The 23,982-nt window shown below is 60.3% G+C and carries 26 protein-coding genes; 9 read left to right on the top strand and 17 right to left on the bottom strand.

Annotated elements, in window-relative coordinates; translation table 11 throughout:
- Positions 1-486 carry an Lrp/AsnC ligand binding domain-containing protein gene (locus tag RRF64_RS17325; protein WP_323847189.1) on the top strand — a complete coding sequence of 162 codons (486 nt, stop codon included), beginning with the start codon at positions 1-3 and terminating at the stop codon, positions 484-486.
- 178 nt (positions 487-664) lie between these two features.
- Here the strand turns inward: RRF64_RS17325 and RRF64_RS17320 are convergent, their stop codons facing one another.
- From RRF64_RS17320 to RRF64_RS17300, 5 genes are all read right to left on the bottom strand, one after another.
- The gene (locus RRF64_RS17320; RefSeq protein ID WP_323847188.1) at positions 665-1,129 is read right to left on the bottom strand and encodes an Mpo1 family 2-hydroxy fatty acid dioxygenase; all 465 of its coding nucleotides are present in this window, start codon (positions 1,127-1,129) and stop codon (positions 665-667) included.
- Between the two features lie 116 nt (positions 1,130-1,245).
- The gene (locus tag RRF64_RS17315; RefSeq protein WP_323847187.1) at positions 1,246-1,758 is read right to left on the bottom strand and encodes an O-acetyl-ADP-ribose deacetylase; all 513 of its coding nucleotides are present in this window, start codon (positions 1,756-1,758) and stop codon (positions 1,246-1,248) included.
- Between the two features lie 151 nt (positions 1,759-1,909).
- Positions 1,910-3,376: a sodium/proline symporter PutP gene (putP, locus tag RRF64_RS17310; RefSeq protein WP_323847186.1), complete on the bottom strand. Its 1,467-nt coding sequence runs from the start codon at positions 3,374-3,376 to the stop codon at positions 1,910-1,912.
- A gap of 684 nt (positions 3,377-4,060) precedes the next feature.
- Positions 4,061-5,002 carry a tRNA 2-thiocytidine(32) synthetase TtcA gene (ttcA, locus tag RRF64_RS17305; RefSeq protein ID WP_323847185.1) on the bottom strand — a complete coding sequence of 314 codons (942 nt, stop codon included), beginning with the start codon at positions 5,000-5,002 and terminating at the stop codon, positions 4,061-4,063.
- Between the two features lie 227 nt (positions 5,003-5,229).
- Entirely contained in the window at positions 5,230-5,898 is a 669-nt protein-coding gene (locus tag RRF64_RS17300; protein WP_323847184.1) for an arylesterase, read from the bottom strand.
- 177 nt (positions 5,899-6,075) lie between these two features.
- On the opposite strand from RRF64_RS17300, the gene RRF64_RS17295 reads away from it, so the two are divergent.
- From RRF64_RS17295 to RRF64_RS17280, 4 genes are all read left to right on the top strand, one after another.
- A complete protein-coding gene (locus tag RRF64_RS17295) occupies positions 6,076-6,789 on the top strand; it encodes an ABC transporter ATP-binding protein (RefSeq protein WP_323847183.1) in 714 nt (237 codons plus the stop codon).
- A complete protein-coding gene (locus tag RRF64_RS17290; RefSeq protein WP_323847182.1) occupies positions 6,789-9,269 on the top strand; it encodes an ABC transporter permease in 2,481 nt (826 codons plus the stop codon). The genes RRF64_RS17295 and RRF64_RS17290 overlap by 1 nt, the downstream gene beginning before the upstream one ends.
- Positions 9,270-9,401: 132 nt before the next feature.
- Positions 9,402-10,670 (top strand): adenosylmethionine--8-amino-7-oxononanoate transaminase, encoded by a 1,269-nt coding sequence (bioA, locus tag RRF64_RS17285; RefSeq protein WP_323847181.1) that lies wholly within the window; start codon positions 9,402-9,404, stop codon positions 10,668-10,670.
- 72 nt (positions 10,671-10,742) lie between these two features.
- Positions 10,743-11,792 (top strand): ABC transporter ATP-binding protein, encoded by a 1,050-nt coding sequence (locus RRF64_RS17280; protein WP_323847180.1) that lies wholly within the window; start codon positions 10,743-10,745, stop codon positions 11,790-11,792.
- Positions 11,793-11,858: 66 nt separating this feature from the next.
- Here RRF64_RS17280 and RRF64_RS17275 read toward each other — a convergent pair whose 3' ends face one another.
- Together RRF64_RS17275 and RRF64_RS17270 are read right to left on the bottom strand one after the other, a co-directional pair.
- Positions 11,859-13,556 carry an ABC transporter permease gene (locus RRF64_RS17275; RefSeq protein ID WP_323847179.1) on the bottom strand — a complete coding sequence of 566 codons (1,698 nt, stop codon included), beginning with the start codon at positions 13,554-13,556 and terminating at the stop codon, positions 11,859-11,861.
- A 66-nt stretch (positions 13,557-13,622) separates the two neighbouring features.
- The gene (locus RRF64_RS17270; RefSeq protein ID WP_323847178.1) at positions 13,623-14,651 is read right to left on the bottom strand and encodes a Fe(3+) ABC transporter substrate-binding protein; all 1,029 of its coding nucleotides are present in this window, start codon (positions 14,649-14,651) and stop codon (positions 13,623-13,625) included.
- 146 nt (positions 14,652-14,797) lie between these two features.
- On the opposite strand from RRF64_RS17270, the gene RRF64_RS17265 reads away from it, so the two are divergent.
- From RRF64_RS17265 to RRF64_RS17255, 3 genes are all read left to right on the top strand, one after another.
- Positions 14,798-15,250 (top strand): hypothetical protein, encoded by a 453-nt coding sequence (locus tag RRF64_RS17265; RefSeq protein WP_323847177.1) that lies wholly within the window; start codon positions 14,798-14,800, stop codon positions 15,248-15,250.
- Positions 15,251-15,283: 33 nt separating this feature from the next.
- Complete coding sequence (locus RRF64_RS17260; protein ID WP_323847176.1) at positions 15,284-15,568, top strand: PepSY domain-containing protein; 285 nt, start codon at positions 15,284-15,286, stop codon at positions 15,566-15,568.
- 187 nt (positions 15,569-15,755) lie between these two features.
- Positions 15,756-16,064, top strand: a complete 309-nt coding sequence (locus RRF64_RS17255) for a hypothetical protein (protein ID WP_323847175.1) — start codon at positions 15,756-15,758, stop codon at positions 16,062-16,064.
- Between the two features lie 3 nt (positions 16,065-16,067).
- Here RRF64_RS17255 and RRF64_RS17250 read toward each other — a convergent pair whose 3' ends face one another.
- From RRF64_RS17250 to RRF64_RS17225, 6 genes are all read right to left on the bottom strand, one after another.
- Positions 16,068-17,132 carry a peptidase M42 gene (locus tag RRF64_RS17250; RefSeq protein WP_323847174.1) on the bottom strand — a complete coding sequence of 355 codons (1,065 nt, stop codon included), beginning with the start codon at positions 17,130-17,132 and terminating at the stop codon, positions 16,068-16,070.
- Between the two features lie 355 nt (positions 17,133-17,487).
- Positions 17,488-17,847 carry a cupin domain-containing protein gene (locus tag RRF64_RS17245; RefSeq protein WP_323847173.1) on the bottom strand — a complete coding sequence of 120 codons (360 nt, stop codon included), beginning with the start codon at positions 17,845-17,847 and terminating at the stop codon, positions 17,488-17,490.
- A gap of 190 nt (positions 17,848-18,037) precedes the next feature.
- Complete coding sequence (locus RRF64_RS17240) at positions 18,038-18,424, bottom strand: DUF488 domain-containing protein (protein ID WP_323847172.1); 387 nt, start codon at positions 18,422-18,424, stop codon at positions 18,038-18,040.
- Positions 18,425-18,494: 70 nt separating this feature from the next.
- Positions 18,495-18,875 (bottom strand): hypothetical protein, encoded by a 381-nt coding sequence (locus RRF64_RS17235; RefSeq protein ID WP_323847171.1) that lies wholly within the window; start codon positions 18,873-18,875, stop codon positions 18,495-18,497.
- 534 nt (positions 18,876-19,409) lie between these two features.
- On the bottom strand, positions 19,410-19,850 hold the full coding sequence (locus RRF64_RS17230) for a hypothetical protein (RefSeq protein WP_323847170.1): 441 nt from the start codon (positions 19,848-19,850) through the stop codon (positions 19,410-19,412).
- A 45-nt stretch (positions 19,851-19,895) separates the two neighbouring features.
- Complete coding sequence (locus RRF64_RS17225) at positions 19,896-20,324, bottom strand: helix-turn-helix domain-containing protein (protein WP_323847169.1); 429 nt, start codon at positions 20,322-20,324, stop codon at positions 19,896-19,898.
- Between the two features lie 83 nt (positions 20,325-20,407).
- Between RRF64_RS17225 and RRF64_RS17220 the strand changes: the two genes are divergently transcribed.
- Positions 20,408-20,899 carry a DUF2938 domain-containing protein gene (locus tag RRF64_RS17220; RefSeq protein ID WP_323847168.1) on the top strand — a complete coding sequence of 164 codons (492 nt, stop codon included), beginning with the start codon at positions 20,408-20,410 and terminating at the stop codon, positions 20,897-20,899.
- Between the two features lie 76 nt (positions 20,900-20,975).
- Here the strand turns inward: RRF64_RS17220 and RRF64_RS17215 are convergent, their stop codons facing one another.
- The 4 genes from RRF64_RS17215 to RRF64_RS17200 form a co-directional block, all read right to left on the bottom strand.
- Positions 20,976-21,377 (bottom strand): DUF5655 domain-containing protein, encoded by a 402-nt coding sequence (locus RRF64_RS17215; protein WP_323847167.1) that lies wholly within the window; start codon positions 21,375-21,377, stop codon positions 20,976-20,978.
- Positions 21,378-21,511: 134 nt separating this feature from the next.
- On the bottom strand, positions 21,512-22,111 hold the full coding sequence (locus RRF64_RS17210) for a DUF4145 domain-containing protein (protein ID WP_323847166.1): 600 nt from the start codon (positions 22,109-22,111) through the stop codon (positions 21,512-21,514).
- A 42-nt stretch (positions 22,112-22,153) separates the two neighbouring features.
- Positions 22,154-22,867, bottom strand: a complete 714-nt coding sequence (locus RRF64_RS17205; RefSeq protein WP_323847165.1) for a hypothetical protein — start codon at positions 22,865-22,867, stop codon at positions 22,154-22,156.
- A 127-nt stretch (positions 22,868-22,994) separates the two neighbouring features.
- Positions 22,995-23,846: an alpha/beta hydrolase gene (locus RRF64_RS17200; protein ID WP_323847164.1), complete on the bottom strand. Its 852-nt coding sequence runs from the start codon at positions 23,844-23,846 to the stop codon at positions 22,995-22,997.
- Positions 23,847-23,982: the final 136 nt, after the last annotated feature.

The raw sequence follows: 23,982 nt of genomic DNA, 5'->3' as shown, positions 1-23,982 counted from the left end.
ATGCGCAAACGCGCCAGTGAACTGAGCACCATCGACCGCAATATCCTGCGGGTACTGCAGAAAAACGGCCGCACCAGCTATGCGGAACTGGCGCGTCAGGTCGGCCTGACGGCGACTCCCTGCGTGGAGCGGGTCAAGCGGCTGGAGGGCGACGGGGTCATTCAGGGCTACACGGCGCTGATCAATCCGGAGTTTCTCGACGCGGCCCTGGTGGTCTTCGTCCAGATCCGCCTCAACCGCTCGGCCCAGGATGCCTTCGAGGAATTCCGCAACGCCGTGGCGGCACTGCCGGAGGTGCAGGAGTGCTATCTGGTCTCAGGCAACTTCGACTACCTGATCAAGGCGCGGGTGGCCGATATGAGCGCTTATCGCAGGTTTTACGGCGAGACACTGCTCAGCCTGCCGGAGGTGCTGGAGTGCACCAGCTATGTGGTTATGGAGCAGGTGAAGGAGACATTGGAAGTGCCGGTGCACTACAACCGCTGAGATGAATACTCGATGCAATTTCTATGCTGTAGGGCCGAAGGCGCCGTGAATGCTTGGAGCGGCCGGGGCGGCCCAGGGCCGCGATTGAACTTACATGCAATCCTAACCATCGATCGCGGCCATGGGCGGATGGCCGCCCCGCCGCTTCTACAGCGCGATACCAGGTGGCACCTACAGACTAGTATTTGATGCCCAACTGGCGGTAGATAAACCCGATCACCCAGGCGGGGCCGATCAGCAGGAACTGCAGATCCTTGAAAAACGACGGTTTCCTGCCCTCGATATGGTGGCCGACGAACTGCAGAATCCACATCAGTACAAAAAGCACCAGCGCCGTCTGCCACACGGAGATGCCCAGGCGCTCGACTACCGACCAGCCCCAGAGGCACACCACGCTGATCGCCGCCATACCCAGTGCCAGCGGGAACGACATCACCAGATAGAACAGCAGCGTCGGCACCATAGCCACCACGGCCCAGTTCAGCCAGGGTATCTCGGCCATAAACGCCGGCTGCGGCACGGCCCACAGCAGGCCGACCACAGTCGCATAGATGACCGGCACCGCGATCCAGTGGATGGCTTTGTTGGTCGGGTTCTGGTGGCTCTCGCCGTATTCGGCAAACCACTGCTCGGCGCTGCGCATGGGACTCTCCTCATCTTGTTATTTTCTGCGCTAATCATCATTGACCTGGAAAGTCCGATCAATGACCAAACCGGCCAGATCCAACCGGCGGCAGGTCCATCAATGGCAGGGCCGCCTTAGCGCCGCACGTAGGCCTCCAGCTGCTGCCGGTAGAGTTCCGCCATCGCCTCGTCGAAGCAGCAGAACACGACCCGCTGCGGCTCGCAGTCCCGGTCCAGGTGCTGCTGCACCAGCTCCACCGCTATTTCCACCGCCTGCTCGGGCGGATAGTCGTAGACGCCGCAGCTGATCGCGGGAAAGGCAATGGAGCGCATATGCTCGCGCCGGGCCAGGGTCAGGCACTGGCGGTAACAGCCGGCCAGCAACTCTGGCTCGCCGAGGTTACCGCCCCGCCACACGGGGCCTACGGTGTGATAGATGCGTTTTACCGGGATGGCAAAGGCCGGTGTAGCGCGCACTTCCCCCACCGGACAGCCGCCGATCGCTCGACAGGCTTCCAGCAGGCGGGGCCCCGCCGCACGGTGAATGGCCCCGTCTACACCACCGCCGCCATGCAGGTGCCGATTGGCGGCATTGACGATTACATCGACATGTAATCGAGTGATATCACCCAGATGGACTTCGATCACTCAGTATCTCCAACCGCTATTTGAATAATTGCTGCGGATGGAAATCCTTTTCACTTCACAACAGTCGCGCCCGCTCGGCGGGCGCGGTCCGCGCGCAGCAATCTGCGGTCATTCCCGCACATTCCGTGCCGCAGTCAGTAGTTCGCCGGATTCAATCCAGCAATTCGCGATGGCGCGATGCTACTGCTACGGGACATTTCGTCACTGCGCTAACAATCACGATAGCAGCTGCGGAGAGGATGAAGCCCGGCAGCAGCTCATAAACATCGAATATCCCACCGGAGAGCTGCTTCCAGATCAGCACGGTCAGGCCGCCCACCAGCACGCCGGCGATGGCTCCGGCGCCGGTCATGCGGGACCAGAACAGACTGATCAGAATCGCCGGGCCGAAGGCCGCGCCTAAGCCGGCCCAGGCATAGGCCACCACATCCAGGACCTTGGAGTCCGGATCCATGGCCACCCACACCGCGACCAGTGACAGGGCGATTACCGCCCAGCGGCCCACCTTCACCATCGCCTCCGGGCTGGTCTCGCGGCCGAACCACACATGGTAAATGTCCTCGGCCAGGGCCGCAGAGCTAACCAGTAGCTGGGAATCGGCCGTACTCATGATGGCGGAGAGGATCGCCGCCAGCAGTACACCGGCTACCAGTGGGTGGAACAGTACCTGCACCAGCTCCATAAAGATCCGCTCGCCATCCGGCAGCGTCTGCTGCAGCTCCAGGTGGCCGAACAGCCCCACTGCCATGGCGCCGAGAAATCCACACAGCGACCAGACCGCCGCCACCGTTGCGGCCACCGGCACGTCGTCGGGACTGCGCACGGCCTTGAAGCGAGCGAGGATATGCGGCTGGCCAAAATATCCGAGCCCCCAGGCCAGCGAACTCAGGATGGCCACCAGGCTGAGGGTCTGCCCGGTGCTATCGCTCATCCAGTGGGTCAACTCCGGGGCCTTGGCCTGCAGCTCGGCCCAACTGGCGGCGAGACCACCCTGGTCGGTAATCACCACCAGCGGTACCACCAACAGCGCCAGGCTCATCAGCAGGCCCTGAAACACATCGGTCCAGGATACCGCCAGGAAGCCGCCAAACAGGGTATAGGAGATGACTGCCGCCGCGCCGACGAACACCGCCCAGCGGTAGTCCCAGCCGAACACCGTCTCGAACAGCTTGCCACCGGCAATCAGGCCCGATGCCACATAGAAGAGGAAGAACAGCAGGATGAAGATCGCGCAGATGGTGCGCAGGTAGGGGTGGCCGAGATCGAAGCGGCGGTGCAGATAGGCCGGTACCGTCAGCGCGTCGTCGAGTTCGTAAGAGTAAATGCGCAGCCGCCGCGCCATGATGCTCCAGCTCAGCACTATGCCGGAGAAGAGGCCTATCGCGATCCAGCCGGACGAGAGGCCGGAAACGTAGGCCGCCCCGGGCAGGCCCAGCAGCAGCCAGCCGCTCATATCCGAGGCGCCCGCAGACAGCGCCGCTACCGCCGGAGGCAGTGAGCGGCCGCCGAGAAAATAATCGCTGGCGTCTTTAGTGCGCTGGTAGGCGTAGACACCGATCACCAGAATCAACGCAAGATAGGCGACAAATGTCAGAGCGACGAGCCATTGTGCAGACATAGGAAATCCCTGTTCTCGAGGTGGGGTGACGCCCGTCGATTGAAAATCCGAAATTGCCTGCTTTTAGTGCAACTTCGTCCTTCAAAACAGGCGTCACAACCAATTATTGTGTTTATTGCGCGCAAATCTACTAATTAGGTGGCGCAGACTCAATCCGCAAACTACATATTGGGTGAAACAAACGGAAAAAACCTGACAACACTATGGGTATCTGTCTGGACGAGTTGCGGCTTCTGGTCATTCGTCCGACCCTCAAGCATCTGAGAGCCTGGTCTGCCGGAATGGAAAACCTGCTGCTGGGCACCGCCGCGCAGGAATCGCAGCTAGGCTTTCATCTCAAACAGGGGCGGCGCCACGGACTGGGCATCTATCAGATTCAACCGCACACACATCGTGAGATCTGGGACGAGTACCTGATCGACTTCCCGGCACTCGCCTCCAAGGTGCGCGGCCTGGCGAGTCAGCGGGACTTCCTCGATCACCCCCACAGCGAGCTGACCACCAACCTGCGCTATGCCACAGCGATAGCCTGGCTGATCTACCGATCGGCGAAGATCTACAAGGTGGAAGAAACCGATGTCGGTGGCATGGCACGGCTCTGGCACCAGCACTTTCACCACGGTCCATCGGCCTCCGCGCGAGACTTCGAATGTAGCTACGCGCGACTGGTGAACGGTGCCGACCCTACAGATTCAGCGCCTCGATATACTGCGGCCCTAGATCATCCGCCGCATCATCGGGTACCCAGTCCGCCCCTTCCGGGTTCCAAGACTGCACCTGGCGCTGGATTGAATGGTCATCCCGCGCGGCCTTCGACGGTCTAGAGCGATCGAGTTCCAGGCTCTCGAAGTCGTAGAGGTCGCGATCCGCCAGCTGTGACGGCGAAACCCGGGTCAGCGCGGCAAAGATATTCTCGCTGCGCCCCGGGAACTTCCTGTCCCACTCCCGCAGCATCTGCTTGATCGCCTGCCGCTGCAGGTTCTCCTGGCTGCCGCACAGGTTGCAGGGAATGATCGGGAAAGCCTTGTGTTCAGCGAAGCGCGCGAGGTCTTCCTCGCGGCAGTAGGCCAGCGGGCGTATGACGACATTGCGGCCGTCGTCCGCGCGCAGCTTCGGCGGCATCGCCTTCAGGCGCCCGCCGTAAAACATGTTCAGGAACAGCGTCTCGACGATATCGTCCTTGTGGTGCCCCAACGCTACCTTGGTCGCACCTATCTCCTCGGCAAAGCCGTACAGGGTGCCGCGACGCAACCGCGAACAGAGCCCGCAGGTGGTCTTGCCCTCCGGCACCACTTCCTTGACCACCGAATAGGTGTCCTTCTCGACGATGTGGTAGGGCACGCCCAGGGACTGCAGGTACTCCGGCAGCACATGCTCCGGAAAGCCCGGCTGCTTCTGGTCCATATTCACCGCCACCAGCTCGAAGTGCACCGGCGCCGTCTTTTGTAGATTGAGCAGGATATCCAGCATCGCATAGGAATCCTTGCCGCCGGACAGGCACACCATGATCTTGTCGCCGGCTTCGATCATGTTGAAGTCGGCGATGGCGCGGCCGACATTGCGGCGCAGGCGCTTCTGCAGCTTGTTGAATTCCAGCCGCTCGCGGCGGTTTTCCAGTTCGGACATGGTGCTTCTCTAACTTCGGAAATCGGGACTGGGGGCTTGGCACAATTAGGTTAATGCGAAGGTCCTGATGCCGGTGGCTTTTTGCGGGACCGTCGGAGGCATGGATGCCGACGCCGAGCGTACAGGGATGTATTCACAGCGTGTCCCGCCAAAAGCCACCGGCAGCAGGGCCGCCACGGAGCTCGAACCAAGCGCCCAAAATCAGGCCGCGATTGTACGCATTTCGATCACGGAGTACACGACTGTTCGGCCACGCTCTGCCCCAGCAGAACCTGAACGCAGGGCCAGACGTGGTCGAGTAGCGCCGCCTGGGCCACGGCGGTGGGGTGGATGCCGTCCGTCTGCATGGCCCCGTCCAACAGCGCCACCGGCTCCAGGAAGAACGGCACCAGCGGAACCTGCTCCGCCTCGGCCACCTTCGGGTACACAGCGGCGAAGGCCTCGGTGTAGGCGCGGCCGTAGTTCGGCGGCATGCGCATGCCCAGCAGCAGCACCTCGGCGCCCTCCTTCTCTGCCAACTGCACCATCTGCTGCAGATTGCGCTGCAGCGCCTGGGGCGGGTAGCCGCGCAGCCCGTCGTTGCCCCCCAGCTCCACGATCAGCCAGCGCGGCCGGTGTTCCTGCAGCAGGCGCGGCAAACGCGCCAGGCCCCCGGAAGACGTCTCCCCGCTGATACTCGCGTTGACGACCTTCACCGGCTTGCCGCCGTCCTGCAGGCGATCGCGCAGCAGCTGTACCCAGCCCTGCGCCTCATCGATCCCGTAAGCCGCGCTGATACTGTCCCCCAACACCAGCAGCGTATCCGCGGCGCTCGCCTGCGGTTGTCCCAGCGGGACCAACAGCAGCAGACACAAGCCGAAACGTGCAATCAGCTGCCGGAAAACCATTGTCGTCATGTCATACTCTCCGTTTACCTACTTGTTGAAAAAGGCCATCCTTGGCCTCTTTCAACCCGGGTTTGCGGCGCATGTCCGCAAACCCCCTACGGCAAACCGGGTGCTTGCACACTCGATTTGCGCGCCGAACACCTGTTCGACCAACTCCCAAAAAAAGCAGCGCAGAGGGAATACAAGATGTCCGCCATGCTCAGGGCCGAAAACCTTCACCACCGGGTCTCCACCAGCGAGGGACCGTTGACCCTATTAAATAATATTTCCCTACAGCTGGCTCGCGGCGAAAGCCTGGCCATCACCGGCGCCTCCGGTTCGGGCAAGTCTACCCTGCTCGGCCTGCTCGCCGGTCTCGACAAACCCAGCGACGGCCGCATCTGGCTCGCCGGCGAGGAAATCACCGCGATGGACGAGGAGCAGCGCGCGGCCCTGCGCGCCCGCTGCGTCGGCTTCGTATTCCAGACCTTTCAACTGCTGCCCGGCCTCACCGCGCTGGAAAACGTCATGCTGCCGAGCGAACTGCGCGGCGAGCGCAGCGCCGCCAGTCGCGCCGGGGAGTTCCTCGACCGCGTCGGCCTCGAACACCGGCTGCACCACTACCCGCGGCAGCTGTCCGGCGGCGAGCAGCAGCGCGTCGCCATCGCCCGCGCGTTTGCCAGCTTCAGCGGCAGTGACGGCGTCCTCTTCGCCGATGAACCCACCGGCAGCCTCGACGCTGCCAACGGCGACAAGGTTATCGACCTGCTATTCAAACTCAACGCCGAATCCAACACCACCCTGGTGCTGGTCACCCACGAGCAGCGCCTCGCCGAGCGCTGCGGCGCCCACCTGCGCATGGCGGCGGGCGAGATAGAGGCCGGTGATTCCGACAGTACGCTCGCCGAGGTGTCCGCCTGATGCTGCCGCTCAAGCTGCTCCCTCTCAAACTCCTGCTGCGGGACTGGCGCGGCGGCGAGCTGGCGCTGATCGCCACCGCCCTGGTGCTGGCGGTGACCTGCGTGACCGCCATCGCCCACTTTACCGATCGCCTGGCCCGCGCCATGGAACAGCAGTCGCTGACCTTCCTCGCCGCCGAGCGGGTGCTGCGCAGCAGTCTTCCGGTAGACCCGGCCTGGCTGCAGGAGGCCCGCAGGCGCGGCCTGCAGCAGGCGCAGGCGGTGCAGTTCGCCTCCATGGTCGCCGCCGGCGACCAGTTCCAGTTCGCCGCGGTCAAGGCCGTCGACGACGGCTACCCGCTGGTGGGTCATCTGGAAATGCGCGCCGCGGAAGACGCCGCGAGCCAGATAGTGCGGCGCGGGCCGCCGCCGGGCGAGGCGTGGCTGGAACCGCGCCTGCTGCCGCTGCTGCAATTGCAGATGGGCGATTCGCTGCAGCTGGGAGACACCCGGCTCAGGGTCACCGGCCTGCTGGAGCGCGAGCCGGACCGCAGCACCAGCTTGTTCGATATGGGCGCGCGACTGCTGGTGCACCTGGACGACCTGCCCGCCGCCGGCGTGATCCAGCCCGGCAGCCGGGTGCGCTACCGCTACCTGTTCGCCGGCGATGACACCGCGCTGGAGCAGTACTTCAAGTGGCTGGAACCGCAGCTGACCGAACACCAGCGGGTGATCGACCTGCGCGAGGGCCAGCCGCGGGTGGCCTCGGCCCTGGACCGCGCCGAGCGCTTCCTGTTCCTGGCCGGCAGCCTCGCGGTGCTGCTCGCCAGCGTCGCCGTGGGCCTGGCCGCGCGGCGCTACGGCCTGCGCCACACCGCCTATGTGGCGGTGATGAAAAGTCTCGGCGCCGGGCGCGGCAAGATACTGGCCATCTACCTGGGCCAGCTCACCGCTCTGACACTGATCGCGACCGCCGTCGGTCTGCTGCTCGGCAGCCTGATCCAGGCCCAGGCGGTGGCACTGATGGCGGACTTCTTCCCGGTGGAGCCGCCGCCGAGCCAGTGGCGCCCGCTGCTCGTCGGCCTGGCCACCGGCTTCGCCTGCGCGCTGGGTTTTGCCCTGCCGCCGCTGTTCCGCCTCGCGCGCACGGATCCGATGCAGACGCTGCGCCGCGACTGGAGCAATCCGGACCGGCGCGAGTGGCTGGGGCTGGTGCTGGGCCCGACCAGCATGCTGCTGCTGATCTGGTGGCTGTCCGGCAGCCTCGCCATCACCGCGGCACTGTTTGCCGGCATGGCGCTGCTGGTGGGCGGCAGTGCGCTCGTCAACCAGCTGCTGGTGCGCGGCCGCCTGTCGGCCCTCGGCGGCGCCTGGCGCATCGCCCTCGGCAGCCTGCAGCGCCGCGCCGCGTTCAACACCCTGCTGATCGCCGCCTTCGGCACCGGCCTGCTGGCGATGCTGGCGCTGGTGTTCGCGCGCACCGCGCTGATCGACGAGTGGCGCATGCAGCTGCCGGAAAAGGCGCCCAACCACTTCCTGATGAATATCGCCCCCCACGAGGTGGACGGCCTGCGCCAGATGCTGTCCGACAACGATGTCACCAGCACCGAGATCTACCCGATGGTGCGCGGGCGCCTGGTCGCGATCAACGGCGTCCCGGCCAGCGAATACGAAAAAAATACGAGCCGCGAACGCGTCGGCGCCCTGCACCGGGAGCTCAACCTGAGCTGGACCGAAAACCTGGCGCCGGACAACCGCATTCTCGAGGGTGCCTGGTGGGACAAGGCGGATGAGGGTGTGTCGGTCGAGGTGGAACTGGCCGCGCGCCTGAACCTGTCGCTGGGCGACAGGCTGCGCTTCTCCATCGGCGGCCTGGAAGTCGAGGCGCCGGTGGCCAGCTTCCGCTCGCTGGACTGGAACAGCATGAGGCCCAACTTCTACATGCTGTTCGCGCCCGGCACCCTGCAGGATTTCCCCGCGACCTATATCACCAGCTTCTACCTGCCGCCGCAGCAGAAACTGGTGGTCAACGACCTGGTGCGCAACTTCCCCAGTATCAGCGTGATCGAACTGGACAAGATCATCGAGCGCATCCGCAACACCATCGACCAGGTCTCACTGGCGATCGAGACGGTGATGGCACTGATGCTGGTGGCCGGCGTCCTGGTGCTGATCGCCGGTGTGCGCGCCAGTATCGCCGAGCGTTTGCAGGAGGCGGCGATTATCCGCACACTGGGCGGCCGCCGCCGGCTGCTGCTGCAGAGCCTGGTACTGGAATTCGGCCTGCTCGGCACCGCCGCCGGCCTGCTCGCCGCGATTGGCGCCGAGGCAACGCTGGCGGTGCTGTCGCAGCGGGTGTTCGAGCTGCCGCTCGCGTTTCACCCGACACTGTGGCTATTGGGCCCGCTGGCGGGCGCGCTGCTGGTGGGCATCGCCGGCACCCTGGCCTGTCGCAGCTCGGTCAGCCAGCCGCCATTGAAGGTGCTGCGGGAACTGGCGTAACAAGAGAATTGCACGTTCCCCTGTAAGAGCGGCCGGTGGCCGCGATCGATCCTCCCGAATTTTGCGGAATCCGATCGCGGCCAACGGCCGCTCCTACAGGGCGAAAAATTTACCCGAATCATGTAAAGATTTATGGATCTGGATTTCGACCGCAACCATATCTGGCACCCCTACTCCTCCCTGATCGATCCGCCGCCGGTCTACCCGATCGCGCGCGCGGAGGGGGTGCGCATTTATCTGGAGGACGGCCGCGGCCTGATCGATGGCATGTCCTCCTGGTGGAGCGCGCTGCACGGCTACAAGGTGCCGGAGCTGAACGATGCCATGCGCGCGCAGATAGAGAAGATGTCGCACGTGATGTTCGGCGGCCTCACCCATCAACCCGCCATCGATCTGTGCAAAAAACTGGTGGAAATCACCCCCGCGCCGCTCACGCGGGTATTCCTCGCCGACTCCGGCTCGGTGTCGGTGGAAGTCGCGATCAAGATGGCGCTGCAGTACTGGCACTCGCAGGGTCGCAGCGAAAAGGACAAACTGCTGGCACTGCGCAACGGCTACCACGGCGACACCTTCGGCGCCATGGCCGCCTGCGATCCGGTCACCGGCATGCACCACCTGTTTGCCGGCCACCTGACCCAGCATTTTTTCGCCCCGGCACCGCGGCCAAAGTTCGACCAGCCCTGCGGCGACGCCGATATCGCCGAACTGCGGCAACTGATCGAAGCGCACCAGGCAGAGCTGGCGGCGGTGATCCTCGAGCCGATCGTGCAGGGCGCCGGCGGTATGCGCTTCTATTCGCCGGACTATCTGCGCCGCGTGCGCGCACTGTGCGACGAATATGACCTGCTGCTGATCGCCGACGAAATCGCCACCGGCTTCGGCCGCAGCGGCAGACTGTTCGCCTGCGAGCACGCCGGTATCAGCCCCGACATCCTCACCCTGGGCAAGGCGCTGACCGGTGGCACCATGACCCTCGCCGCGGCGCTCTGCACCGACAGGGTGGCCGAGGGCATCTGCCGCGGCGAGGCCGGCGTTTTCATGCACGGCCCGACCTTTATGGGCAACCCGCTGGCCTGTGCGGTGGCCAGTGCCAGTATCGACCTGCTGCTCGCCGGCCCCTGGCAACAGCGGGTCGCCGCCATTGAAAACCATCTGCACAAGGCACTGGCGCCGCTGCGGGATTCAAATGCCGTCGCCGACGTGCGCGCCCTCGGCGCCATCGGCGTGGTGGAGATGCGCGAGCCGGTCAACATGATGCAGGTGCAGCAGGCGCTGATCGAACGCGGCGTCTGGCTGCGCCCGTTCGGCAAGCTGGTGTACACCATGCCGCCCTATGTGATTGCCGAGCAGGATCTGAGCCAGCTCACCGACGCCATGGTCGAAGTCCTCGGCAATCTCTAGGCGACAAATAATGTAGGAGCGGATGGCCGCCCCGCCGCTCCTACGGCCACAGAAGTTTCAATAAGGTCCAACGTGCAGCCGCTGCTAAAAGTCACCGACCTCGAATGCCGCTACGGCGACAAGGTCATCCTCGAGTCCGTTTCCTTCCAGCTGAGAGAAGGCGAGATCGCCTGCCTGCTCGGCCCCAGCGGTTGCGGCAAGACGACACTGCTGCACGCGATCGCCGGCTTCCAGCCGCCGTCCCGGGGCGACATCGCCCTGGGAGGCGACACCATTTCAACCCCCGCGGCGATAACGCCGCCGGAAAGGCGCCAGATCGGTGTGATCTTCCAGGACTACGCCCTCTTCCCGCACCTGAGCCTGCGGCAGAATATCGCCTTCGGCCTCAAGTCACTGCCGGGTGCGGAGCGGGAGTCCCGGGTGCGGGAATTGCTGCAACTGGTGCATCTGGAGCAACAGGCGCACCAGTATCCGCACCAGCTGTCCGGTGGCCAGCAGCAGCGCGTCGCCCTGGCCCGCGCGCTGGCACCGCGCCCGCGCCTGCTGCTGATGGACGAGCCCTTCTCCAACCTGGACACGGAACTGCGCCGCAGCCTCGCCGCCGAAGTGCGCCACATACTGCGCGAGGAGGGCACCGCCGCGATCATCGTCACCCACGATCGCGGCGAGGCCTTTGTCGCCGGCGACGAGCTGGGCGTGTTGAGTGGCGGCCGGCTGCAGCAGTGGGACACCCCGGAAAACATCTACCGCAAGCCGGCCAACGCCGCGGTGGCCCGCATTGTCGGCGACGGCAATCTGCTGCCGGGCAAACTGCTTGAGCCGGATTTGATCGAAACGGAAATGGGGCGACTGCAACTGTCCAAGGCCGTCGATGCCCGCGGCGATACATTGCAGATCTTTGTGCGCAGCGAAGACCTGGTGCCAGGCGCACATCCGGATGCGGTGCTTGCCCAAGTGGTGGAAAGGAATTTTCTCGGCAGCAGCGTGCTGTACAAATTCCGCCTGCCCGCCGGCCGCTTGATAGTGGCGACGCTGGGTGCGGAATTTCAGTTTGCACCGGGCAGTGAAGTGCCCTTGCGAATGGAATCGCCGATGATCTTTGCAGAAGGAACTGGCGAATAGTCTTCGGCGGACGCCTATCGCGGCCATGGGCCTCGATCAGAGGTCAATTTGATAGATTGGCTGCCTCTATAAAGCCGGCGCCTCGGACTCCATCAATTCAACCGGCTCCTCACCCGCGCGCCGCCCCATGGCGCGGCTCAGCAGAATCACCGGCAGCAATCCCACCAGCACGATCATCAGCGCCCCCAGCGCGGAGCGCTCGAGCATTTCATCGGACGCAAACTGATAGACATAGGTCGCCAGCGTATCGAAACCGAAGGGCCGCAGCAGCAGTGTGGCCGGCAGCTCCTTCATGCAATCGACGAACACCACCAGTGCGCCACCCAGCAGGCCGGCGCGCACCAGGGGAAAATGCACGGCCCAGAGCGTCTGCCAGCTGTTGCGCCCCAGGGAGCGGGCAGCGCGGTCCATCGACGGCGTGATCTTGTCCAGGCTCGACTCTATGGCACCGGCGGAAACGGCGAGGAAACGGGCCGTATAGGCGAATAAGATCGCGAACACGCTGCCGGACAGCAGCAGGCCGATGGAGATATCGAAATGCGCGCGCAGCAAGGCATCCAGCGCATTGTCGAATGCCGCCAGCGGGATCAGCACGCCGATGGCCATCACCGCGCCGGGCATCGCATAGCCCAGCTTGGCAAAACCGACCAGGGATCTGACCGCGCGATGCGGGTACAACCGCTTGCCGTAGGCGAGCAGCAATCCGAGCAGCGCGGTCACCAGCGCCGCGGCGCCGGACAGCAGGAAGCTGTTGCGCGCAATGGCAAAGAAATCGTCGCTCCAGTAGCTGGCAAAGTTGCCCAGCGCATAGCCGCCCAGCACCAGTAGCGGCACGCCGAAGCCGGCGAGCAGCAGCAGCCCGCAGAAGAGGCTCGCCCCGCAGGCGCGCCAGCCGCGCAGCCGGTAACTGTCGCGGCTCTGCGTCGGCGACTGCACGAAGTGCCGCTGGCGCGCGCGCCCCATGCGCTCCAGGGCGATCAGCAGCACGACGAACACCAGCGTGCTGCAGGCAATCTGCGCGGCGCCGCCGAGATTGCCGCGGGAGAGCCAGGTATCGTAAATGCCCACGCTGAGCGTGCGCACCGCAAAGAAATCCACGGTGCCGAAATCGTTCAGCGTCTCCATCAATACCAGCGACAGGCCGACCGCAATCGCCGGCCGCGCCATCGGCAGCGACACGCGCAGGAAACTCTGCCACGGGGTACAACCCAGCGAACGGCTGGCGGCGCGGATACTGCCGCACTGCTCGATAAACGCCGCGCGCGCGAGCATATACACGTAGGGGAAAAGCACCAGCGACAGCATCGCGATGGCGCCGCCCATGCTGCGTATCTCCGGAAACCAGTAGTCCCGCGATGTCTGCCAGCCGAACCAGTCGCGCAGCAGTTTCTGTACCGGCCCGGCGAATTCCAGCAGATCCGTATACACGTAAGCGATCACATAGGCCGGTACCGCGAACGGCAGCAGCAGGGCCCATTCGTAAAAGCGCCGTCCGGGAAAGCGGCACATGGTCACCAGCCAGGCGCTACCGACGCCCGCCACCAGGGTAAAAGCACCGACGCCGAGGGCCAGCACCAGCGTCGCGGCAATATAGTGAAACAGCACCGTGTCCAGCAGGTGCGGCCAGATATTTTCCTCGGGAAAAAACGCCAGCCAGAAAATCGACAGCACCGGCAGCGCCACCAGCAGCGCAATGGCGGCCACCGGCAGCAGCCAGCGCCACCCGGATGCAGTCGTCCCGGAGCGTGAAAATAGAGAAGCCATAAAAAACAACGCGGCCCGCGCTATCCAGCGGGGCCGCGCCACACTAGTCGGTTGTTATTGCAAGGTTCAGAAATCGAAACCCACTTCGTCCACCAGGCGCGAAGCCGCCGGCACATGAGAGCCGATTTCGGTCAGGCTCAGGTCGTCCTCCTTGAACTCGCCCATATACTGACTGATCAGTTCGGAGCGCGGCGTGCCCGGGCGCACCGGGAACTCAAAATTCTTCTCGGCGTAGAGGTACTGGGCCTCGGCGCCGCTCAGGAACTCCAGCAGCTTGATCGCGTTTTCGCGGTTGGGCGCGTGCTTGGTCAGCACTGCGCCGGAGACAAACATATGGGTACCGCGATCCTGCTGGTTGGGGAACACCAGGTTCACCGACTTGGCCCAGTCGACCTGCTCCGGCTCCTCGGTATTGGTGATCATCTTGCCGAAGTAGTAGCTGTTGCCCAGGGACAGGTCACACACGCCCTCGCTGATCGCCTTTACCTGGGCGCGGTCGTTGCCCTGCGGTTTGCGCGCCAGGTTGGCTTTGACGCCCTCGAGCCACTTCTTGGTCTCCGCCTCGCCGTGGTGGGCAATCATGGACGCGAACAGGGACAGGTTGTAGGGGTGCTTGCCGCTGCGCGTGCAGATGCGGCCCTTCCACTTGGGATCCGCCAGTTCCTCGTAGCGGGTGATCTCGCCGGGTTTGACCCGGTCCTTGGACGCATAGATCAGCCGCGCGCGGGTGGTGAGGCCAAACCAGTTGCCCTTCTCGTCGCGAAACTGTGCGGGTATGTTTTTCTCCAGTACCGCGCTCTGCACCGGCTGGGTCAGCCCCTTCGCCAGCAGATCCATCAGGCTGCTGGTATCGGAAGTCAGCACCAGGTCCGCCGGGCTGTTGCGCCCCTCCCGCTGCAAGCGCTCGTTCAGGCCACTGCCGGCGTAGACCACCTCGGTCTCGATACCGGTCGCACCGGTGAACTTGTCGAGCACCGGTTCGATCAGGAATGGCTGGCGATAAGAGTAGATATTGACCTGCTCGGCAGCGACAGCACCCGCCGCCAACAGTCCGGTCACAGCGACAACATTGCGGAAAAGAGTTCGTAGGTTCATCGGCGATCCATGGCTTTCCATTAATTTGAGAAGGATTCTCATTTGACTAACAGACAAAGTCAACCTGGTCGAAGGCATTCCGGCTCCCGGCAGAGTCGCCGAATTCCACCTATGCTTAGGGCACACTGGCAAACTGTGGAGGGTCCATGTACCGCTTCCTGCCCCTGCTCGCACTGCTGCTTGTTCTGAACGGCTGCGGCCGCCAGAGTGATACCCACGATCCCGCCGAAGTGGAGCGCACGCCGCCGGGCGAAATGGCCACCGAGGCCATGGAGGAGCCGGTCACGCCGCCCACCGATGACAACGGTACCGCGGCACCGGAGACGACCGCGCCCCGGCCGCAAACCGACATCAGCGAAGCACCTATCTGCACGCCCGAATGGTTCGCCTGGGTCCACGAACAGGTCACTGCCAGACACGACGGCGACCTGGCCGAGCTCTACCCCGCGGGACTGCCGGAAGTGGGCAGTGTGGAATGGTTCCTCGCCGTGGACAAACTCACCGGCGGCGACGGTGCCCACGGCCCGGACGGCGGCAGCGTCGAGTGGTGCGACATGATTCAGCAGCGCCTCGGCGGCCCTGCCGTCCCAGCGCAGTAATTCCCCATCCCTGGAAGACGCGAGGAGATTTCGATGCGTTCGATCAAAACGATGCGTTCGATCAAAAGCTTGTTGCTGGCAGCCGCCGCCGCCGTCGCCCTGCAGCCGGCCCTGGCAGACGAAAAGCCGCCGCCGGGCGCCATGGCGCTGTCGGCAGTGCTGATCAAGCTCGAGCAACAGGGCTACACACCGATCACCGATGTCTCGCTGGAAAAAGGCCGCTGGGAGGTGGAAGCCTACAAGGGCGGTGAAAAACGCGACCTGCAGGTCGACCCCAACAGCGGCGACGTCCTCTCGGACAAGCCGGACCGCGACTGACAATTTCCGCCCAGATCCGGCCAGCGTCGGCACAAGCCCGCTGGCCGAACCAAAAACCCGCCGCGGGAGGCGCGGGGTTAACCGTTCAAGGACACCGCTGATTGATAGGCGATTCGAATAGCGATTCGATTGTCGCCCCCGGGCGCGGACACTGCCCAAGAGAATTCCGCGCAGTCAGGAGTCCCGCATGAGTTTCTTTGCGACGGTACTGCTCGTCAACGCGCTCACCTTTCCGATACCGCCGGACCTGAACGCCGACACACCGGCACCCATCTACGACAGCCCCGACCTTTACGGCGATGCACCCTCGGAAATTGCCCTGGACCGGTCAACCATCCGCGGCAAGCTGCACGGCCTGGGCTTCCGGCCGATTACCGAAATGAAATTCGTCGGCGGCCGCTGGAAAATCAAGGCCCGCTGGGGCGGCAAAAGGCGCGCGCTGGAGGTGGACCCGGACAGCGGCCTGATTATTTCAGACCGGCCGGACCGGGGCTGACCATCACAGGGCCCCATAGCTTTCCGCGATCAGTGTCAGCAGCTGGCTGAAGGCCTGGTTCGCCACCAGGGTCGAGGACTCCTCCATCGTGTGATAGCCGGTGGTGGGGATCTGCAGCGTCGTGCCCTGCACGAAGCCGTTGGAGGCCGCCACGATACGCCCCATCTCGGTACTGCCGAGCGACTGGGGCTCGATGCCCTGGGCGACGGCCTGGCGGTTCTGCTCCTCGATATAGGCGTCCTTGTAGCCGTAACTGATGCCGTGTGACTTGCACAGATTTTCCAGCATCGCCGTAGTGCCGGGGTGGAATTCGGCATTGACGTCGCGCCGCCGCAAAACGACCTGCTGCCGGTCCGCCGTCTGCCGGTCCGGATAGGGGCTGGTGTCCACCACCACCAATTTGTCGGTACCGCCATTGAAGCGGCGGAACCATTCCAGCAGGAAACGCCAGCTACTACCCGCCTCCTCCTGCGCGGTAAAGAATGCGGTGCCCTTGAAGCCGAGGGCAAACAGGTGCACAAGGTGGGCAGCCGTGAGCACATTGTCCAGCTGCGCACTGAGAATGCCGTCGCTGATACGCAGGTGGTCGCTGAAGGCCACCGGTGTGCCGGCCACCAGGTGCTCGAGCCCGTCCACTTCGAAGATCAGGTTGTTGCGGTACTCGCACACGTAGGTGCGCTTGATCACCCCCGAACCGAAGTAGGTGCCGGACCAGGGTTCATAGGCCATGACCGGCACCGCCTGGAAGCGGTCGACAATCTTCCGCATCAGCTTTTCCGATACCGAGTTGCCGAGCAGGTCCGAGCGGTTGCCGGCCACAAAGGCCGCATACTGGAACTCGTTCGGGCCGGTACAGATCAGGCCGTGGCGGTCGATATGCGCGGAGAACATGGCGGTGCCCGGGCGGGCGCCCTGGGCCACCAGCAAACCCTCGTACCAGGTCACGCGGGCCCCGCGCTCCTCCAACTCCCGCTGCAGCACCCGAAAGAACGAGTGCTCCGCACCCACCACACAGGGGCTGCGTATCAGCACCTTGAGCAGATCGATTAATTCATCCAACTTCTGCATGGACATCAAGTCTCCGAAAACCATTGGATCCGGGCGGCAGCGCCGGCAAGCCGAGCTCCGACACCGCCGCAGTATATCCCCCAACCCGGCGCAGCCGCGATACCGGGCGCGGTGCAACGGCGTCGGCGGGCACCGGGAGGACGGCCAGGCCAGTGCCCGGATCAAAGCGCGGAGAACAGCTCAGAACCCGCCGGCGGCCTTGCGGCCTACGGCGCAGCTATAGCGGTGGGAGGAACAGGCTGTGCGGACGCCTGGCTGCATCGCACAGAGCTGCAGTGACAGGTGCACTCGGGCCGTGCGGCGCTATCCCGGTCGCGATGCAAGGCCCGCCAGAGCCAACAGGCGGAGGGGCAAACTATTCCGACCGCGCGTAGTCGGCCATGCCCTGGAAATCGACCACGACGACGGGCTCATCCCCCACCACCCAGGCATCGTGCCCCGAGGGCAGCAGCGACACGTCACCGGGCTTGCACTCCAGTTCGGTGCCGTCGTCCATCAGGACTTTCAAGACGCCGGAAACATGGTATTGAAAGTGCGGTGCCTCGCAGCTGTCGGTGCCCGCGATGGGCTGCACCGACTCGGACCAGCGCCAACCCGGCTCGAAGGTAGCGCGGCCCACTATCCCGCCCCCGATCTTCACCAACTCCACCCGACCCTTGGGGAATTCGCGGACTTCATCCGCCTCAGCAAAGCTCTTCAGTTCAGCGTTATCCATATTCGCTTCCAGCAACTCAAAGGGAAATTATTGACACGCCGGGCGTGCGTCAGCGGAAGCAATAGCGCCTCGATCCACAGCCACAGACGACCAGTATCTATAGCAGCTGAGCTTAGCAGCAGCCGCCGGAATACCAGTTGGCCGACGTGCAAATCGACCAGTGACCGTCGCCGTCGACTGACTGTGACCGCTACAGGATGTCCGCGCCCCGCTCTGCCAACAACGCGCGCAGCACACTGCGGTGGCAGCGACTCTCGTCCTCGCAATAACAACCCACGGAGAAATTCGTCGTCCTGGATAGCGCGGCCAACACATCCAGCAGGTGACTGTTGTCCGGGCTGGCCATCTCCCGCTTGAACTGGCGCATGAATTTGCCGAATTCGGCCGGTGTACTCGCCTGCCGTGCCATGGGCATCAGTTCCGCGCTCGGCGACAGCTGCGGCAACCAGACATCGTAGAAATTGCGCGCCGCGTACTCGCTTTTCGGTACCCCGCGCGGCGGGTGCCGCACAGTGCCGACACGCAGACCCTCGTCGTCGGACCGCGCAGATCCCAGCTGGACGATACGCACACTCACGATTGGACCACCGCTTTACAATGCCCGGGCAAAGTTTGCGCCCCGCTCCACGCTCGCACCGCCGCCCCGACTAGGGCGCGTATGCATCGCAGCGGCGCCTGAACCACCCAGTGCGCTTCTTGTGGTTCACCGGGCAGCCCTCCTGGCACGCCCGCCCGAGGTCGGCCAGTGTCGTTGCTTCCGGGTAAGTGCCAACCACTTCTCCGGCAATTATATGCCGGTATCCGGGCTCCGTTGCCGAGACAAGGAAGTGATTGTCCTTGCTCCCGATCAGAATCTTGTCGCCGGCGAGCGCATAAACATCGAACTGCCACATACCCCAGCTGGTCCAGTTGTGCATAATCAGGCATGTGGACATTGTGCCGAGCGGCTCTTCTGATTCCCCTGCGAAAGCCGGTGGAAAAGCGAGTATAGAGAGTAATGCTAATGCTGTTTTCCTTACTGTTTTCATGATTCCTGTTCCTAGCTAGCTAATCTTGAAATCGCGCAACGGCGCCGCAGGGGCAAGCTGGAAAGCGGGTTAGGTTCCCAGCAAACTGCCTGGCCTTTTTATAGCGGTCGGACTCGCAGCACCCTCCTCCATGTTTTAGAAACTATCGCAGCAAAGAGTGCAACAATACTAAACTGTCCCACTGAGTGAAGTACAAGCTTTGGCCAGAAATCTATTTCTTCAGTAAACAATGGGTGCCAGACGTACATGAGCGTCAAATTTCCTGGCAATAATAGAACTTTATAGCCGGGCATGCCTCCGCCATATATATTCCAATTTATCGCAAACGCGACTAGACCGATGCATAGCGCAGCCATTCCTGAAACCACTGCGACGGTCATAGTACCGAGCTTGTTCATCTTGCCCCATAGCGTCGCGAGCAGCGGCGGCTTAGATTGGGCGCGCCTCGCCCGAAACTGGGAGCGCAGCGACCGCGCAAAATTTGCATTAAGTAAGAGGTCGCGCGGAGCCCTGGAGCCTTGATGACCGCCTTTGTTACGCATTTCTGCCAAGCCCTGGAACCCTGGCAGCCAATAGGTAAGCAATGGGGTACATGGCCAAAGCAAAGATCATGTATACAAAGGTGCGTGGATTCGATGCGTAATCAATAAATTGATGGCCATCAATGATTGAAGCCCGGTATTCAATAAAAAAGAAGATTAAAACTGCCGGAATAATGAGCTTCCAAGAACTGGCTGGCAGCAGCCAACGAAGTGCAATACCGGCAGGCAAGGCGAAAATGACACTGAGTATGAATATATACGCCAAGTTAATAGCATTGTAAGTAAATGGAGAACTTTCCGGTGGGAACGTTGATTTTACCCACGGCCGGAATACGTCATGTGGGGTTACTAGCTCCCAACCGTAGCTGACAACGAAGTTGTATAGAAAAAATACCGCTGCAATTGCGATTAAGTAAAGGAGATTTTTCTTCATTATTGTTTCCTATATTTAACGTCCGTCCCAGCCCCGCAGCGGCGATTACAGCCGCTTGTATGGCAGTGCCTTTCGAGATTTTTTGCTTCTTGCCGCAGACGCCGCAGCACTCATGAGACGACAGAACTTAGGGCATTCCAAATGATTGGCGGCAGAGCAGGCGGCGGCGTGTCGCAACCCGTCACGCAGGGCACTGAGTTGGCGGATCGTGCGATCCAGTTCATCCGCTTTGCTGGCGAGCCGTTGGCGGTCAATTTGTGGACGGCCGTCAGGTGCAAACATATCTCCGATCTCTTCCAGCGAAAACCCCGCCGCGCGTCCCAATGCGATCAATGCCAGCTGCTGCAATACACGCGGCTCGAAAGTACGGCGCAGACCGCGCCTTCCAACCGATTTAATCAGCCCCTTTTCCTCGTAATAACGCAACGTCGATGCCGGCACGCCTGATGTCCGAGCCACCTCGCTAATATCCACGCTCCAAACCCCTTGACTTCAAGTTGACTTGAAGTGACATGATGAATTTGCTGCTCAGTAAAGGCAAGTAAAAGGAGGTAAGAATGAACTACACACCAAGCGCAGTTTTCATCGGAATCGGTGCGACGCTCGTGATGGACGCCTGGATGCTCGCGCGTCGACAACTGCTCGGAACGCCCCTGGCGGACTATGGCCTAGTGGGTCGCTGGTTCGCGCACATGTCACACGGGCGCTTTCGTCACGAGCGTATCGCAGCCGCACCGCCAGTCCGCGGCGAGCGTATACTCGGTTGGGCCGCCCACTATCTGATCGGCATCGTGTTCGCGATGGTGCTGCTCGCTATCTGCGGAGTCGAGTGGATACATAGTCCGGCGCTCTTCCCCGCGCTAGTGTTCGGTGCCACGACCGTCGCAGCGCCGTTCCTGCTGATGCAGCCAGGGATGGGCGCAGGTATCGCAGCTAGCCGTACGCCTCGACCAAACGCCGCGCGGCTGCAAAGTCTTGTAACGCACACAGTATTCGGCCTCGGCCTCTACGCCGCAGCCCTCGTCTTGAACCTCGTCACAGGAGTATGAAATGCGTATCTCCGCCCGACTGCCTCAATTGTGTTTGGAGCACTACTCCCAGCAACCATGTGTAGGAACCAGACTGTCAGGACAAAGAAAACTCATACGCCTCTTTTATTAATGGCTCAATTTCTCTTAGCTCACCAAGATTTCCAATTTTAGCCACATGGGTAACTTGTTTGCCATCATCAACGACCTTTACAAAAATAGGATTTTTGACTGTTCGCCCAACATGAATTGCAACACGAACTACGTCTTTCATTATTGATAGATCGACAAATATCCGGGAACTTCGAAAAAGAACATATCTATCTCTCGCAAATATTTCGACTTTTCCTAACTTATTGATAAATTCTTCAATCGCGCTATAAACTTCGACGACTGATTGTGGCCTACCTTGTATTACGTCATCTCGATTTCCAGTGCCGCAGACGTGCCCCTGGTTCTTACGCGTAAATTCTCTATCGCATTTTGGGCATAGCCACATTTTTTGAATCCTCTATGGGCTCTTAACGCCCAGCGCAGGCGCAGCCAACGCGGAGCGCCTTTTGTGTTAATGTTTGAGCGACAGCGAGTAACACAAAAGGCGCGTAGTGTTGGCTGTCGCTCTGCCGCTGCTTGTTAGCTGCGTTGTGCATTGGCAATTCCACGCTCCACACGCGAAGGAAGTACGAACAAGAACATCCCTAAAGCCTGAACAAAATCAATAAGTTTTTTTGCTTCTTCAGCTGTTGGTAAAGCAGCACTGTTATCTGAATGACGTTGATCATTTGCTTCCAAGCGGACTTCGTGCGCCCAATGTGACATCTCCTCTGTAATAAGGTGATTTTCCACTGCAAGATTTATCCGAGAATATAAGTTTCCGTCGGTTAAGCCTTTTTCTTTGAGCATGGCATCCACAGAGCTAGCGGCAAGCATAACCGCTCCAGCTGGAGCGCTAATACTACTAATTGCTTGTTCTAGATACGCTTTAGCTCTTTCAGGGATTGATTCCTCGACTTCTAGAGGAGCCGGATACATTTCTTGAATGAAGTTACTGCCTTTATTGGACCAAGCGGTTATGGCTCCGCCGCATCGATTGCAGGTATACATAACCCAAAGCCTATTGAATCCACCGGTGTGATCTGATGTTTCAAATGCTGTTTTGTGCCCAAGGTGAGGCCTATCGACGGCACAGTGGGGGCATCGTTCAAGTTCTAATATTTTTCCATGATTTGGCATACTTTATCCTAGATTTTTAATCTCTAACTGACAGCTAACGCTTCAAGCAGGGGCGCAGCTTTGCTGCGTCCCTTGGCTTGACTTGTTAGATTTTTTTGCGAGAAACTCTATTAGCTCTCGAACTATATCGAAACTTGAAAATACATATTCATTTGAAATTTCGATCTTCGCCCCTTCGTGGATTATATCGTTTCGTAATTTAGCTATTTCAATAAGATTTTCTTTGTTGGGGATTTCAGATTTTATGAGTTTGTTGAGACTTTTAAACAATACGCTCCATTTCTGCGAAATGAACTTTTGAGCTGCTGATTCTGACAAATGCGATACGTACTCGCTTTTGGTTTCATATTTAAGGACATCTTTAAAGCTGACTGATCCAGAGCAATCCCCCACAAATGGATACATAGATTCAGGCTTTTCATAAAAATATGATGACACAAAATTTTTCAGCATTGCTTCTAGTAGAGTAACGGAAATTACGATCATTTGACGCCGATAAGTCATAACACCTACTAACCCCTGACTTACAAACTCTTCAATCCATTCTTGCCGAAATTTACTGACGTCCTCTTCGCTAACACTACGACCTTTCTCTTCTTCTTGTACCCTATATCCAAGACCTGCAATTTCTATAAGCCTGCTATTCTCATAATGGGTTCTAAGCGCATCGCTACAAATTATTGGATCGTGAATAGCGATGTAACCATCGAGAACTTCTTGGAGTTCTTCTGACCATTGTTGGTGCTTAAATTTCATAATAAATCTAACGCCCAGCGCAGGCGCAGCCGGCGCGGAGCACCTTTTGTGTTAATGTTTGAGCGCCAGCGAGTAACGCAAAAGGTGCGTAGCGTTGGCTGTCGCTCTGCCGCTGCTTGTTATGCGCTTACTTGCCAACTTGCGACGAAAGCCAGGTTACGCTTTGCACTACAGTCATGGGTAACGCCGCCTGATGATCCCCCTCAACAACTACGTTTTTTAGTGACAGGCTTTTATCATTTCTACTTTTTAGGATTGTAATAAACTTTTCCGCCTCTTCGCCAAGCTCGCCTTCTAGCGAACCATACGAAATGAAAACATTTGAATTGAAGCTCTCAATTCCAGCTTCCGGATTAGCTTTGAGATCAGAAAGGTAAGGAATATCACCAACAAGTGAAGGGCTACCAAGAATGTAATTCTTAAACGTATCGGGTTTCATGAGCAGTATATATGCACCTAACTCACTACCAAGTGAGTATCCAAAGAAAGTGCGATTATTAGGATCGGCTCGATAGCTGCTCTCTATATACTTAATTATATCATTACGAATAAAATTTAGATGGGTACTTGCCTTGCCAAGTTGGTACTTTTGCTGTACCTCTTTATTACTTGACTCTTGCATTGTGTAATCGCGATATCGACTTACATGAGCTCCAGACTCCTTTAACAAGTCTTCGTCGATATCAGTTTGCCAGGAAATTCCGACCAAAATGGCGTTTTCTAGTAAATATTCGGTTGTAGCAGATAAAATTTCGATATTCCATGCCGCATCAGGAAAATAAATAACTGGAAATTTTTCATCGTTTTTTTCGAAGTGTTTCTCTGGAAGTTTTATATAAAGGTCATACTGCCCACCAGTCATAGAATTTTTAATAGGAACTACGTTAGTTCTAGGCATCTCATATGATCTTCGATCACTTGCCTCAACAGTTCCTAGAGTAAGTGTAAACAAACAAAATATAACAAGGTTTCTTATCATTTTATTTCCTCTTTTCGCATAACGAGGCTGTAGAAAAACTCCGGCCCCTTCCTTCTGATTGTATTTCACCCAGAAAATCGCGTGCCTACGTGAATTCTGGCTCTATTTGGGGTGACGAAAAGCATTTTAGGGCACT

Origin of the sequence: Microbulbifer magnicolonia, from assembly GCF_035117725.1 — a bacterium.
In the GTDB taxonomy this organism is placed as follows: Bacteria; Pseudomonadota; Gammaproteobacteria; order Pseudomonadales; family Cellvibrionaceae; genus Microbulbifer; species Microbulbifer magnicolonia.
Note: the sequence above shows the minus strand (reverse complement) of the source record. Positions and strands in the feature narration are given on the sequence as shown.